Raw genomic sequence first — 13,118 nt, forward strand, 5'->3', positions numbered from 1 at the left:
GCATGCGACACCGCCTCGCCTGCCTCGCCCTGCTGACACTGGCCCGGGCGGCGCAGGCGCTGCCAGCGCCCGAAGCGCTCAGCATCCCGACGGCGGGTCTGTCATCTGCTCCGGCCCCGCTGCGGGCCTGGCTTTTCAGGGCGACAACGCCCGGGCCGCATCCGGCGGTCGTCATGCTGCATGGTTGCGGCGGTGCCATCACGGCGAGTGGTCAGCTCAATGCCCGCCACCGCATGTGGGGCGAGTTTCTGGCTGAGAACGGCTACGACGCGCTGATGCTCGACAGCTTCGCCGCACGCGGCATCCGCGAACTCTGCACTCAGAAAATGGCCGAGCGCACGCTGAAGGAGGCGGACCGCCGCGGCGACGCCCATGCGGCACTCGCCTGGCTGCAGCAGCAATCCGGCGTGATCCCGGATCGCATCGCACTGCTGGGCTGGTCCCATGGCGGCGGCGTGGTGCTCGATACCGTATCGCATCCGAACCCGGTGACGCCCGGATTCCGCGCGGCCATCGCGTTCTACCCCGGCTGCTCCGCCCGCGCACGCTCACCGGAGCGCTTTCATCCTGCCGCACCACTCCTGCTGCTGATCGGCGAAGCGGATGACTGGACGCCGGCCGCGCCCTGCCTGGCACTCGGGCGCGATGTGGCCGCGCGCGGCGAGCCGATGCGGGTCATCGGCTATCCGGGGGCCTATCATGATTTCGACAATCCGGCCCTGAAGTCGCCCCGCCTGCGCACCGAAGTGCCCAACGGCGTCAATCCCGGCAAGGGCACAACTGTCGCACCCGACCCTGCTGCCCGCGAAGACGCGAAGCGGCAGGTGCTCCGTTTTCTGGAAGAAGTCCTGCAATGATTGAAGCCTCCACGCCCGAATCCATCGCCCGTGCGGCCGAGCTGCTGCGCGCCGGCGCCCTGGTCGCCCTGCCGACCGAAACCGTCTACGGGCTGGGGGCCGACGCCGCCAACCCGGATGCCGTTCGCCAGATCTATGCCGCCAAGGGCCGCCCCGCCGACCACCCCTTGATCGTGCATCTGGCCGACGCCGAGCAGCTGGTCGAATGGACCCGCGAGATTCCGCGTGAAGCCATCGCGCTGGCCCGTGCGTTCTGGCCCGGTCCGCTGACGATGATCCTGAAGAAGGATCCGGAGGTGAACGATCTGGTCAGCGGCGGCCAGGATACGCTGGGCCTGCGCGTGCCGGATCACCCGGTTGCGCTGGCGCTGCTGCGAGCCTTTGGCGGTGGAATTGCCGCCCCTTCGGCCAATCGCTTCGGTCGCATCAGCCCGACGACCGCTGCGCATGTCGACGAGGAACTGGGCGACGCCGTCGCGATGATTCTGGACGGCGGCGCCTGCGACGTCGGCATCGAGTCGACCATTCTGGATCTCTCGCGCAACGAACCGGTGATCCTGCGGCCGGGCATGATCGGGCGGGATGCGATCGCGGCAGTGATTGGCCGGCCGGTACGCCTGAAGGATGAAACGGGCGCCGCACCGCGCGTCTCAGGCAGCCTCGCCGCCCACTATGCGCCTCGCACCGCGATGCGCATGGCGAGCGAGGCCGAGATCGGAACGGCCGGTCGCGATTGTGCCGTCCTGACGCGCGCCGGCGAAAGCTCGCCCGGCCAGTACGCGATGGCCATCGACGCGCCTTTTGACGCGGCCGGTTACGCCCATGAGCTCTATGCCAACCTGCGGGCGCTGGATGCCAGCGGTGCGAGCCTGATCCTGGTCGAGGAGCTGCCGCACACGGCAGAGTGGGATGCGGTGCATGACCGCCTGGGGCGCGCGGTCACCGGCTCTGGCGCCGAGGACGAAGCCTGACCCGGCGCGCAGTGCGAGCCGCTCAGCCGAGCAGGCTCAAAGCCAGTCTGGGCAGGGTATTGGCCTGCGCCAGCATGGCCTGCGCGGCATTCTGGAGGATCTGCTGACGCGCGAGAATGCCGGTTTCGGCAGCAAAATCCGCATCAATGATGCGACCGCGCGCAGCCGTGCTGTTTTCGCTGGCCATGCTCAGACGCGAAATGCTGGCTTCCACGCCCGAGAGCTGCGCCCCGACCTTTGCCCGACCGGCACTCACATAGTTGAGCGCGCGATCGACGGCACGAATACCGGCAAAGGCGCCATTGACCAGATCAACGCCGGCGATGCCCAGGGCGCCGATATTGAGCGCCCCCAGCGTGAGCTGCTGGGTCTGGCCGGTTTCAGCCCCGCCATGCAGCATGAAGGTATTGCTGCCCGGGTCTCCGGCCACCGTCGGCAACACCAGCTTGAAGCCGGCAAAGTTGCCGCTGTCGGCGATCACGCTGGCGGCCGTGAGCGCGGCGCGGCCACTGGCATCCTGGCCGCCGATGGCGCCAGTATCGGTGTTGTCCAGATTCACGTTGAACAGACCGACCAGCTGGGCTTTCTGAGCAGTCGTGCTGCCCGCGCCCGCAACCTGCGCCAGCGCGCCATCCACGGCCGTGACGAGCGCTGCGGTGTTGGCATACGTCCCCCCGCTGGCCGTGGCGATCGCCTGGTTCATGGTGTCGCCGGCAGCAAGACGCGTCATGACAGCCTTCACTCCGCCATCGAAGTTCTTTTCGATGAAGCGCATCGCCAGATAGCCTGCGGAATAACCTTCCGAAGCCGCAACGCTGTCTGAGGCCAATGCCGCGCGGATACCGGCAATGTTCGAGAGATCCCCGCTGACGCGCTCATCCCCGCCGTGAATGAACTCGGCCGAACCTTCCATGAACCAGTTCGGGATGCCGCCGCTGGTGACATTCATGCTGTTGGCCATGAGGGCGTGCACCATCTCATGGGCAATGATGCGGTCGTTGTAGATCGGCGAGCTGCCGCCATTGGGCAGATTGAGGGGCGTGAAGTCCGCCATGTCGATGTTCAGGTTCAGGTCGAGCGCCTTGCCGTTGGCATCGACGGTTGACCAGGAAACGGAGGCCAGCACGCCGCCTGCGCTGCCCGGGTCCTGCAGATTCACCTGGATGTCGGCGCCGTTGCCGCGCAGGCCGTACCAGGTTGCGATCCGCTCGACCGAAGCGCCCAGCCAGTCTTCCAGACTGTCGAGCACGCCACGCTGCTCGGCGTCGCCGCCGATCGAAGTCCGGCTCTGCGAGAACAGCTGGACGCCGTTGAAAGCACTGCGGCGACCGATGTCATCGATGTTGAGCAAGAGCTCGTCGACTTCGCTCTGCAGCGCCTGCCGATCAGACGTTGAATTCGTACCGTTCGCAGCCTGAACGGCAAGCTCCCGCACGCGCTGGAGAATATCGGTCACGTTCCCCATCGCACCTTCGGCCGTGGAAAGCATGGACACGCCGTCGTTGAGATTGCGCTGAGCCTGGGAATAGCCATTGACCTGCGTGAGCATGCGCTGGCTGATGGCCAGCCCCGCCGCATCGTCACGCGCGGAATTCACCCGCAACCCGGACGACAGCCGCTGCAGGCTCGTCGCCAGCCCGCTGGACACTTCGCCCAGGCGGCGCTGAACATACAACGCGGCAGTGTTGGTCTGGATCTGCATGCTTACTCCGATGCGTGCAAAGGCGCACGCCCATGCTTTGCTAACGACGCCGCAGAGGATTATTTAAGAGATTTAACAGGTACTTAGGGGTATGTACCAAGGCCCGGGGACGATTCCGGAAGGCTGACATGACAACGGGCGCCGCAGCGCCCGTTTCTGTCCAGCCGGCACGATTCAGAGCCGGTAGGTCGCCACGATCTTCTGCATCGACTCGGCCAGGCGGTCGAGCTCGCGTGCGGCATCCGCGCTCTCGCCGGCGGCGGCGCTGGATTCTTCCGACATCTGGGCAATGCGCTCGACCTGCTGGGCGATGGCCGTGCTGGTGGTGCCCTGTTCGCGGATGGCGTCGGTGATCTCGCTGACCATGTTCACCGCATCGCGGCTGGCGCTGCCGATCCCGCGGATCGAGGTACTGGCACCTTCGGCGCGTCCGACCCCGACACCCACGCTATCGACCGCCGCCTGCATGCGCTCGACCGCGGCGCGCGCGCCGCTGCGCACGCTCTCGACCATGGCGGAGATTTCCTGCGTCGACAGGGCCGTGCGCTCGGCCAGCTTGCGCACTTCGTCAGCCACCACCGCGAACCCGCGCCCCTGCTCGCCAGCCCGGGCCGCCTCGATGGCAGCATTGAGCGCAAGCAGGTTGGTCTGGTCGGCGACCTCGCGAATGACGGCAACCACCGAAGAAATCCGTTCGGACTGCTCGCCCAGCTCGCGAATGCTGCCGGACGCCTGATTGACCGAGCCGGCGATGGCGTTGATGTCGGCCACCGTCTTGCCGATCACTTCTTCTCCCTCACCCGCCAGGCGGCCGGACTCGTTCGAAAGGGCACGCGCTTCGGCGGCCCGGTCACCGACGTGCGCGATGCTCACCGTCATCTGCTCCACCGCCGCAGCCATGCTGGAGGCCGCCGAGCTCTGCGCATGCGAGGCGGTAGCAACCTGATCCGAGGTGGTCGCCATGCGGCTGGAGGCGCCTGCGACCGCCTGGGCGCTGTCCGCGATGCTGCGCAGGTTCTGCTGCATGGTTTCGAGCAACTGGTTCAGCGCACGGGCGGTCTGGCCGAGCTCATCGTCGCCATTGACCGGAATGCGCGTGGTGAAATCCCGCTCGCGCTGGATATGCGCCACTCGCTCCTGCACGCTGGCGAGGCCATTGCGGATGCTCCGCAAGAGCATGAAACCGATGACGCCCGTCAGGAGGATCGCGCAGACGATCACGATACTCATGAGGGTGCGCGCACGCGCGCCCTCGCGCTCGGCCAGCGCGCCGCCGTCTTCGGCCCGTTTCGCATTGAACTCGGCAATCGCCTTGACTGCATCGGAGGCGACCTGCCCGGCCGGAATCAATTGGCGCTCGGCCATCAGACGGGCCGTGTCGTTTTCATTGCGGCGGGAGTATTCGAGCACCTTGTCGGCAATCTCCCTGAAGTCATTCCTCGCCTTGACGCAGGCTTCGAACAGCTTTTTGTCTTCCTCGTCGGAGATCAGCAACTCGTAGCGCGAGAACGCGGCATCAATGGCCTTGAACTGCCCGGCGATGGTCTGATCCAGGATGGTCATGCGGCTTTGATCGGTGTTGAGGATGTGATTGAGGACCGTTCCCTGCACACGGGTCATCAGCACCCCCATCACCGCGCCGGCATTGAGGCTGGGCACCGTATCCTGGTTCACATCGGTCAGCGCCGCATCGACGCGGCCGCCATACCAGAGCCCCACGCCGCCGACGACCAGCAGGGAAAAGCTGGCCAGCGCCATCATGATCCACAGTCTTTTGACGATGGTGAGTTTCATCACATTCTCCCGTACGCGCAGAAAGCGAAGGCTTTCCGCCGGTCGCGTTCCCTGCGACAACGACGGGCCAAGGTGATTCTTGAATGCTCGAAAGTACTGATACGCAAAAACGGCAGACCCGTGAGGGCCTGCCGCAAAGGGGAAACCGGCGAATCCGTCAGCGACGCTGGACGACGGCGGCCTCGAACATGCCGCTCTGGTAATCCCGCAAGGTGTGCTGGATCTGCTCGGCCGTGTTCATCACGAAGGGACCGTATTGCGCGATCGGCTCGTGCAACGGAGCCCCCGCCACCAGAATCACACAGGAGTCTGCTGCCGCCTCGATGCGCACGCCGGCGGCACCATCGTTGGCAAGAATCGCCATGTTGCGGTCAGGCACCGCCCGGCCTTCCACGCTGACCTCGCCACGATAGGTGTAGAGGAAAGCGTTGTGGCCGACAGGCAGCGCTTGCTCGAACACCGTACCGGCAGGCAGATGCACATCCACGAACAGGGGCTCGGTCACCGGGCGCACCACGGCGCCGGTCGTGCCATGGCTCTCGCCGGCGATCACGCGCAGGTGCACGCCCGCGTCCGTCACCGTCTCGGGAATCGCCTCGCTCGGGATATCGCGATAGTGCGGTGCACACATCTTGTCGCGGGCAGGCAGATTCAGCCACAGCTGGAAGCCTTCCATCAGGCCCTCTTCCTGCTCAGGCAATTCGGAATGGATCAGGCCGGAGCCCGCGGTCATCCATTGCGCGCCGCCAGGCCCGAGCAGGCCGGCGTTACCGGCGCTGTCATGATGCCGCATGCGTCCGGCAATCATGTAGGTCACGGTTTCGAAGCCACGGTGCGGATGGTCCGGAAAGCCGCCGATGTAGTCGTCTGCCTTCTCGTTGCGGAACGCGTCGAGCATCAGGAAGGGATCCAGCCGGCGTTGCAGATCCTGGGTCAGCACGCGCGTCAGCTTCACGCCTGCGCCGTCCGAAGTCGCCCGGCCAGCCACAAGACGCTCCACTTTGCGGGACGTCAGCCCCTCAATGCTCTTGCTCATGATCCACTCCTTAACTTGTACCGGACGCAGCCTGCGCTGCGCCCGCAAACCGCTCAGAGCGCCAGGGCGGCAATCTCGGCTTCGGCGCCTGCAAAGGCCTTGTTAGCAGCCTCTTCACCCATCGACAGGCCTTCGGCATGGATGAAGGTGACGTCGGTCATGCCCAGGAAACCCAGCACGCTGCGCAGGTAAGGCACTTGCGAGTCGGCCGGGGTGTCCTTGTACAGACCGCCGCGTGCGAGGGCGACATAGACCTTCTTGCCCTTGAGCAGGCCTTCAGGGCCGTTCTCGGTGTAACGGAAGGTCACGCCGGCCTTGGCAATCGCATCGATCCAGGCCTTGAGCTGGACGGTCACGCCGAAGTTGTACATCGGCACGCCGATGACGATCACGTCAGCCGCCTGCACTTCGGCGATGGTGGCCTGGTCAATCGCGGCGCGGGCAGCCTGCTCCGGCGTGCGGGCGTCGGCCGGCGTGAAGATGGCGCCCAGCGCGGCTTCGTCGAGTACCGGCTGGGTCGTGGTATCGCGCACCACCAGACTGGAGCCCGGCTTGAGCGACTGGAGGCGGGCCACGATGCTGTTGGCCAGACGGGTGGAGGCCGAGGCGGTGCCGCGGACGCTGGAATTCACTTGCAGGATGTTCATGCTTGCTCTCCGTTGAAAGATCTTGGGGTGAGTGCACTTTATTCCCGCACCTTACGCACCGGAAGCCATCAAAACGGATAGCATTGTTCCACCGTCGGAACAATCTACCGCCATGGATCTCGACGCCAACGATCTCCTGCTCTTCGCCCGCGTGATTGAAGCCGGCAGCTTTTCGGCGGCCGCCGAACGCGCCGGCCTGCCCAAATCCACCGTCTCGCGACGCCTGGCTGCGCTGGAAGCGAGCCTGGGAGAAAGGCTGATCACGCGCAGTACACGCCGCCTGCTGATCACCGAGTTCGGTCAGGGCATCCTCGAACACGCGCGCCGTCTGCAGGAAGAGGCGGAAGCCGCCGCCGCCTTTGCCCAGCACCGGCAGGCCGCGGTACGCGGTTCGCTGCGCGTCACGATGCCGCCGGATTTCGCGGAATGGCTGCTGACGCCCCTTCTGCTGCAATTCGCCGCGGCCTATCCGGAAGTCCGGCTGACGCTCGACATGTCCGCCCGGCGGGTCGACATCCTGGGCGAGCAGTTCGACCTCGCACTGAGGGTGGCGCAGCGTCTGCCCGACGACGCCACGCTGGTCGCCCGGCCGCTGTTCGAGATACACAGCGGGCTCTATGCAAGCCCGGCCTATCTCCAGCGTTTTGGCACACCGACCGAGCCTGATGCGCTGATGCGCCATACCGCCCTGCATCTGATGGCAAGCAATGGCGAGCCCCAGCGCTGGCGGCTGACACGGGGCAACGAACTCTGGGACGACCTGCCGGCCGGCCTGCTGCAGGCGAACTCGGTCTCACTGCTGCGCCAATTGAGCATGCACGGTCTGGGCATCGCGGGCATGTCCAGCCGCTTCGTACAGGATGCGGTCAGTCAGGGCCTGCTGGTCCGGCTGCTGCCGGACTGGGAGCTGCCGGCCGTCACGGTATGGGCCGTGATGCCCGGGCGTCGGCTTGTGCCAGCGCGCACGCGCGTCTTTCTCGACGCCTTGTGCGACGTGGCAAAAGCCTTCTGAAAACAAAACGCCCGGCCAGGGCCGGGCGCAGGAACGATGGCAACAGGCGCTCAGGCGCTCAGCGCCAGCTTCATCTTCTGCATCGCCTTGACTTCGATCTGACGGATGCGCTCGGCCGACACGCCATATTCGGCAGCCAGTTCGTGCAGCGTGGCGGGATTGTCTTCCACCAGCCAGCGACGCTGGACGATGGCACGGCTGCGCTCATCCAGGCTGGCCAGCGCACCGCGCAGGCCTTCGTCATGCAGGCGCTCGGTTTCCGCGGCTTCCAGAACCTCGACGGGCTCGGCCGACTCGTCCGCCAGCCAGTCGATCGGCGCAGCGCGATCATCATCGTCATCATGGCTGCGATCAATCGCCACCTCGCCGCCGGCAAAGCGGGTCTCCATCTCGACGACTTCTTCAGGCTTCACGCCGAGCTTGGCCGCAATGCCCTCGACATCCTCGGGCGAAAGTGAAGCCACGTCGCCTTTCATGCTGCGCAGGTTGAAGAAGAGCTTGCGCTGCGCCTTGGTCGTGGCGATCTTCACCATCCGCCAGTTGCGCACGATGTATTCGTGGATTTCGGCCTTGATCCAGTGCATGGCAAATGACACCAGCCGCACACCGCGGTCGGGGTCAAAGCGCTTCACGGCTTTCATCAGGCCGACGTTGCCTTCCTGGATCAGGTCGGCATGCGGCAGGCCGTAGCCCAGGTAATTGCGTGCGATCGACACCACCAGCCGCAGATGCGAGAGCACCAGTTGCCGGGCTGCATCCAGATCGTTGTCATGCTTGAGCCGCAGCGCGAGCGAGTGCTCCTGCTCATCGGTCAGCAGCGGATAGCGATTGACGGCCTGGACGTACTGATCGATGTTGCCCAGTGCATTCGGGACCGGAAAGGCCAAGGCTTGAGTCATGACTTGTATCTCCTTCTGCTTCAGGTTCTTCACCTGCCTGAATGTTAGCACTCTGCCCTATCGAGTGCTAAACGTGCAAGAGAGTTCCGCTCTTTAACATTCAGAAACACAAAACCCCGCCTGAACGGAGTCCAGACGGGGTCGGGTGGTCAAGCGGGTAAGGCTCAGAACGGGATGTCGTCGTCGAAATCCCCGAAGCCGCCCGAGGCAGGAGCCTGGGCGGGAGCCGGCGCCTGCCGGGGTGCCTGGGCTGCGGGCCGGCGCGGCGCCTGCTGGAAGTCATCCCCACCACGCGACTGGTTGTAATCGTCCCCGCCGCCATAGCCACCGCGGGAAGCTCCACCGCCGCCGCCTTCGCCGCCCTCACGCGAACCAAGCATCTGCATCTGGTCGGCGCGGATTTCAGTGGTGTATTGCTCCACGCCGTCCTTGTTGGTCCACTTGCGGGTACGCAGGCTGCCCTCGATATAGACCGGCCGCCCCTTCTTCAGGTACTGGCCAGCGATCTCGGCCAGCTTGCCGTTGAAAACCACACGGTGCCATTCGGTAGCTTCCTTCTTCTCACCGGTCTGGCGATCCTTCCAGGTGTCGGTGGTCGCCACCGTGATCGTGCAGAACGCATCGCCGCTCGGGGCGTAACGCGTTTCGGGGTCGCGCCCCAGATTGCCAACCAGGATGACCTTGTTTACGGATGCCATATGCACTCTCCTTCGAGAAAACCTGCTCCGTTCTGGCCTTAGGGCGGAGCGGTGACGGTTGATCGTGCGCCCCTCGGGCGACAGTGCGCGATGCTACCGCGAACCGCCCGGAATGGGCAGACGGCGCGGAAAATATGCGTGGCCCTGCCCGGACGGCTCGTTATATATTGAACGGTTTCCCCTTGGCAGCACGAGCAATGGACTGGATCCACATCCGCGGGGCACGTACCCACAACCTCAAGAATGTCAGCCTCGACATTCCGCGCAACCGCCTGACCGTCATCACCGGCCTTTCCGGGTCGGGCAAGAGTTCGCTCGCCTTCGATACGCTCTACGCGGAAGGCCAGCGTCGCTATGTGGAAAGCCTGTCTGCCTACGCCCGCCAGTTCCTGCAACTCATGGAGAAGCCGGATGTCGACCTGATCGAAGGCCTCTCTCCGGCGATCTCGATCGAACAGAAAGCGACCAGCCACAATCCGCGCTCGACCGTCGGCACGATCACCGAAATCCATGATTACCTGCGCCTGCTCTTCGCGCGTGCCGGCACACCGCACTGCCCGGAGCACGATCTGCCCCTGATCGCTCATACCGTGTCCCAGATGGTGGATCACGTTCTGGCCTTGCCGGAAGGCACGGCGCTGATGCTCCTTGCCCCGCTCGGGGCCGCACTGCCCGGCAGCCAGAACGATCTGATCGCGGAACTGCGCGCACAGGGCTTCGTACGGCTGCGGGTCGATGGCAAGGTCTGTGAGATCGACCAGATCCCCGAGCTGGATGAGGCAGGGCGACACAGCATTGACGTGGTCGTGGATCGGGTCAAGATCCGCCCCGACTCACGCCAGCGCCTCGCCGAAAGCTTCGAGACCGCGCTGGCACACGGGCACGGCCGCGCAGTGGCGGTGGAAATGGAATCCGGTACGGAGCACCCGTTTTCGGCGCTCTATGCTTGCCCGGCATGCGGTTTTGCCGTTCCCGAACTGGAGCCCCGGCTGTTCTCGTTCAACAACCCCGCGGGCGCCTGCCCAAGCTGTGACGGGCTCGGACACCATGACTTCTTTGATCCGGCACGTGTTGTCGCTCACCCGGAACTCTCACTCGCAGCGGGCGCCATCCGTGGCTGGGACCGCCGCAACCAGTTCTATTTCCAGATGCTGCAGAGCCTTGCAGCGTTCTACGAGTTCGAGATCGACGAGCCCTTCCAGTCACTCCCGGAAGCCGTACAGCAAGTGGTTCTCCATGGGTCCGGGCAGCGCGTCATGCCCTTCCGCTATCTGTCGGAATCCGGGCGTACGGTCACCAAGGAGCACAGCTTCGAAGGCATCATCCCGAACCTGGAACGCCGCCTGAAAGAGACCGACTCGGTCGCCGTCAAGGAGGAACTCGGCAAGCTGCGCTCGACACGCCCCTGCCCCGAATGCGGCGGCAGTCGTCTGCGCAAGGAAGCGCGCAACGTCCGGATCGGAACGAAGTCCCTGCCCGAAATCGGTGCCATGGCGATCCGTGACTGCCAGCAGTATTTCGCCAGCACGCAACTGAGCGGCAACAAGGCTCAGGTGGCCGACAAGGTCATGCGGGAAATCGCCTCACGGCTGCAATTCCTGATCGACGTGGGTCTGGACTACCTGAGCCTCAATCGCTCGGCCGATACCCTGTCGGGCGGCGAGGCCCAGCGGATTCGGCTGGCCTCGCAGATCGGCTCCGGCCTCACCGGCGTCATGTACGTGCTTGACGAACCTTCAATCGGCCTGCACCAGCGCGACAACGACCGCCTGCTGGCTACGCTGCGCCGGCTGCGGGACATCGGCAATACCGTGATCGTAGTGGAGCACGACGAAGACGCCATCCGAATGGCCGACCACGTCGTCGACATGGGCCCCGGAGCGGGAGAGCATGGCGGCGAAGTGATCGTCTCGGGCACCCCCGCCGAGGTGGCGGCAAGCCAGGACTCCATTACCGGCGCCTTCCTCACCGGCAAGCGGAAAATCGAGGTCCCGACGAAACGACTGCGTCCGGATCCAGCCAGAATGCTGCGGCTCGAGGGCGCAACCGGCAATAACCTCAAGGACGTCACGCTGGAAATCCCGGTCGGGTTGCTGACCTGCATCACCGGTGTATCCGGATCTGGCAAGTCGACCCTGATCAATGACACCCTCTACGCCATCGCCGCGCGTGACATCCACGGCAGTTCGATCGAGCCTGCACCCTACCGGGCCGTGCATGGCATGGATCACTTCGACAAGATCATCAGCGTCGACCAGGCACCGATCGGCCGCACTCCGCGCTCCAACCCGGCCACCTATACGGGCCTGCTGACCCCGATCAGGGAACTGCTGTCCGGCGTCCCCGAATCAAGGGCGCGCGGTTACGGCCCGGGGCGCTTCTCCTTCAACGTGAAAGGCGGACGCTGTGAGGCCTGTCAGGGCGACGGAATGCTTCGCGTGGAAATGCACTTTCTGCCCGACGTTTTCGTTCCCTGTGACGTGTGTCACGGCAAGCGCTACAACCGGGAAACCCTCGAAATCCGCTACAAGGGACAGTCAATCGCCGACATCCTGGACATGACAGTGGAAGAAGCACAGCGCTTCTTCGAAGCCGTACCGGGCGTCTCGCGGAAGCTAGACACGCTCATGGAGGTCGGGCTCGGCTACATCCGTCTGGGACAGAGCGCCACGACACTCTCGGGCGGCGAAGCACAGCGCGTAAAACTGGCGCTCGAGCTCTCGAAGCGAGATACCGGACGCACGCTCTACATCCTGGACGAGCCCACCACCGGCCTGCACTTCCATGACATCGAGCTCCTGCTTCAGGTACTCGACCGCTTGCGCGCTCACGGCAATACCATCGTTGTCATCGAGCACAACCTTGACGTGATCAAGACCGCAGACTGGCTCGTCGACCTGGGCCCTGAAGGCGGGGCGGGCGGCGGCCGCATCCTGGCCGCCGGGACTCCGGAGGCGCTGAGTCAACATCCGGAGAGTCATACCGGACGCTACCTCGCGCCTTTCCTGTCGTCAGCAAAGACAAACCAATAAGACTCCGCTCACCCGGCCGACCGAAGCCGGGTTCTCCGGACGAGCATGTTATCGGCGCAGGGGCCCGAAGAAGCACAGTGACGAACCGTCATCTCAACCCAGGCAATTGGGCCGCGCCGGCTCGTCGAAACAACGCGAATGAATAAAGCGGCCTCAGTTGAGCCGCCGTGCCGGTCCGCCTGGGCGCACCACAACACACGCGACCGTCAGTCAAGGATGGCCAGTCAGGATACAAGCACGTCCGCGAACGCCCTGCCTGATACGCCCTGAACCATGCCGCTTGTGATTTTCATGGACGGAGCCCCGAAAACGCCGGACAACGGGCGATGCACAATCCCCAAGCCGTCATCAGGTGCAAGCCAATGGCGCGCCACGCGGCAACTCGAAACCGGCAAACGCCCGGACTGCGGAGACTTTCCTGTGCCAGACAAGAAAAAACCCGCTCTAGGGCGGGTTTTTTCTGAGGCGCC

General features: G+C 64.8%; 10 protein-coding genes. 4 read left to right on the forward strand and 6 right to left on the reverse strand.

Annotated elements, in window-relative coordinates:
* Positions 1 to 2 precede the first annotated feature (2 nt).
* Together ABDB87_RS16565 and ABDB87_RS16570 are read left to right on the forward strand one after the other, a co-directional pair.
* The gene (locus ABDB87_RS16565) at positions 3 to 857 is read left to right on the forward strand and encodes a dienelactone hydrolase family protein (RefSeq protein WP_345929093.1); all 855 of its coding nucleotides are present in this window, start codon (positions 3 to 5) and stop codon (positions 855 to 857) included.
* A complete protein-coding gene (locus ABDB87_RS16570) occupies positions 854 to 1,828 on the forward strand; it encodes an L-threonylcarbamoyladenylate synthase (RefSeq protein ID WP_345929095.1) in 975 nt (324 codons plus the stop codon). Before ABDB87_RS16565 ends, ABDB87_RS16570 begins: the two co-directional genes overlap by 4 nt.
* A gap of 22 nt (positions 1,829 to 1,850) precedes the next feature.
* Here ABDB87_RS16570 and ABDB87_RS16575 read toward each other — a convergent pair whose 3' ends face one another.
* The 4 genes from ABDB87_RS16575 to ABDB87_RS16590 form a co-directional block, all read right to left on the reverse strand.
* Positions 1,851 to 3,530 carry a flagellinolysin gene (locus tag ABDB87_RS16575; protein ID WP_345929098.1) on the reverse strand — a complete coding sequence of 560 codons (1,680 nt, stop codon included), beginning with the start codon at positions 3,528 to 3,530 and terminating at the stop codon, positions 1,851 to 1,853.
* Positions 3,531 to 3,704: 174 nt separating this feature from the next.
* Positions 3,705 to 5,324, reverse strand: a complete 1,620-nt coding sequence (locus ABDB87_RS16580) for a methyl-accepting chemotaxis protein (RefSeq protein WP_345929100.1) — start codon at positions 5,322 to 5,324, stop codon at positions 3,705 to 3,707.
* A gap of 157 nt (positions 5,325 to 5,481) precedes the next feature.
* Positions 5,482 to 6,360: a pirin family protein gene (locus tag ABDB87_RS16585; protein WP_345929102.1), complete on the reverse strand. Its 879-nt coding sequence runs from the start codon at positions 6,358 to 6,360 to the stop codon at positions 5,482 to 5,484.
* Positions 6,361 to 6,413: 53 nt separating this feature from the next.
* The gene (locus tag ABDB87_RS16590) at positions 6,414 to 7,007 is read right to left on the reverse strand and encodes an FMN-dependent NADH-azoreductase (protein WP_345929104.1); all 594 of its coding nucleotides are present in this window, start codon (positions 7,005 to 7,007) and stop codon (positions 6,414 to 6,416) included.
* 112 nt (positions 7,008 to 7,119) lie between these two features.
* Here ABDB87_RS16590 and ABDB87_RS16595 point away from each other — a divergent pair, with 112 nt between their 5' ends.
* Positions 7,120 to 8,019, forward strand: a complete 900-nt coding sequence (locus tag ABDB87_RS16595; RefSeq protein WP_345929106.1) for a LysR family transcriptional regulator — start codon at positions 7,120 to 7,122, stop codon at positions 8,017 to 8,019.
* 50 nt (positions 8,020 to 8,069) lie between these two features.
* Here the strand turns inward: ABDB87_RS16595 and rpoH are convergent, their stop codons facing one another.
* Complete coding sequence (rpoH, locus tag ABDB87_RS16600) at positions 8,070 to 8,918, reverse strand: RNA polymerase sigma factor RpoH (protein ID WP_345929108.1); 849 nt, start codon at positions 8,916 to 8,918, stop codon at positions 8,070 to 8,072.
* Positions 8,919 to 9,082: 164 nt separating this feature from the next.
* On the reverse strand, positions 9,083 to 9,616 hold the full coding sequence (gene ssb / locus ABDB87_RS16605) for a single-stranded DNA-binding protein (protein WP_345929110.1): 534 nt from the start codon (positions 9,614 to 9,616) through the stop codon (positions 9,083 to 9,085).
* A gap of 197 nt (positions 9,617 to 9,813) precedes the next feature.
* Here ssb and uvrA point away from each other — a divergent pair, with 197 nt between their 5' ends.
* Positions 9,814 to 12,648, forward strand: a complete 2,835-nt coding sequence (gene uvrA, locus ABDB87_RS16610) for an excinuclease ABC subunit UvrA (RefSeq protein WP_345929112.1) — start codon at positions 9,814 to 9,816, stop codon at positions 12,646 to 12,648.
* The last annotated feature ends 470 nt before the right edge of the window (positions 12,649 to 13,118 follow it).

The sequence above is a fragment of the Uliginosibacterium paludis genome (assembly GCF_039631355.1).
GTDB classification, from domain to species: domain Bacteria; phylum Pseudomonadota; class Gammaproteobacteria; order Burkholderiales; family Rhodocyclaceae; genus Uliginosibacterium; species Uliginosibacterium paludis.

Coding starts and splice junctions, on each gene's coding strand:
- ABDB87_RS16565 (WP_345929093.1), top strand. CDS start 3: ATGCGACACCGCCTCGCCTGCCTCGCCCTGCTGACACTGGCCCGGGCG.
- ABDB87_RS16570 (WP_345929095.1), top strand. CDS start 854: ATGATTGAAGCCTCCACGCCCGAATCCATCGCCCGTGCGGCCGAGCTG.
- ABDB87_RS16575 (WP_345929098.1), bottom strand. CDS start 3,530: ATGCAGATCCAGACCAACACTGCCGCGTTGTATGTTCAGCGCCGCCTG.
- ABDB87_RS16580 (WP_345929100.1), bottom strand. CDS start 5,324: ATGAAACTCACCATCGTCAAAAGACTGTGGATCATGATGGCGCTGGCC.
- ABDB87_RS16585 (WP_345929102.1), bottom strand. CDS start 6,360: ATGAGCAAGAGCATTGAGGGGCTGACGTCCCGCAAAGTGGAGCGTCTT.
- ABDB87_RS16590 (WP_345929104.1), bottom strand. CDS start 7,007: ATGAACATCCTGCAAGTGAATTCCAGCGTCCGCGGCACCGCCTCGGCC.
- ABDB87_RS16595 (WP_345929106.1), top strand. CDS start 7,120: ATGGATCTCGACGCCAACGATCTCCTGCTCTTCGCCCGCGTGATTGAA.
- rpoH (WP_345929108.1), bottom strand. CDS start 8,918: ATGACTCAAGCCTTGGCCTTTCCGGTCCCGAATGCACTGGGCAACATC.
- ssb (WP_345929110.1), bottom strand. CDS start 9,616: ATGGCATCCGTAAACAAGGTCATCCTGGTTGGCAATCTGGGGCGCGAC.
- uvrA (WP_345929112.1), top strand. CDS start 9,814: ATGGACTGGATCCACATCCGCGGGGCACGTACCCACAACCTCAAGAAT.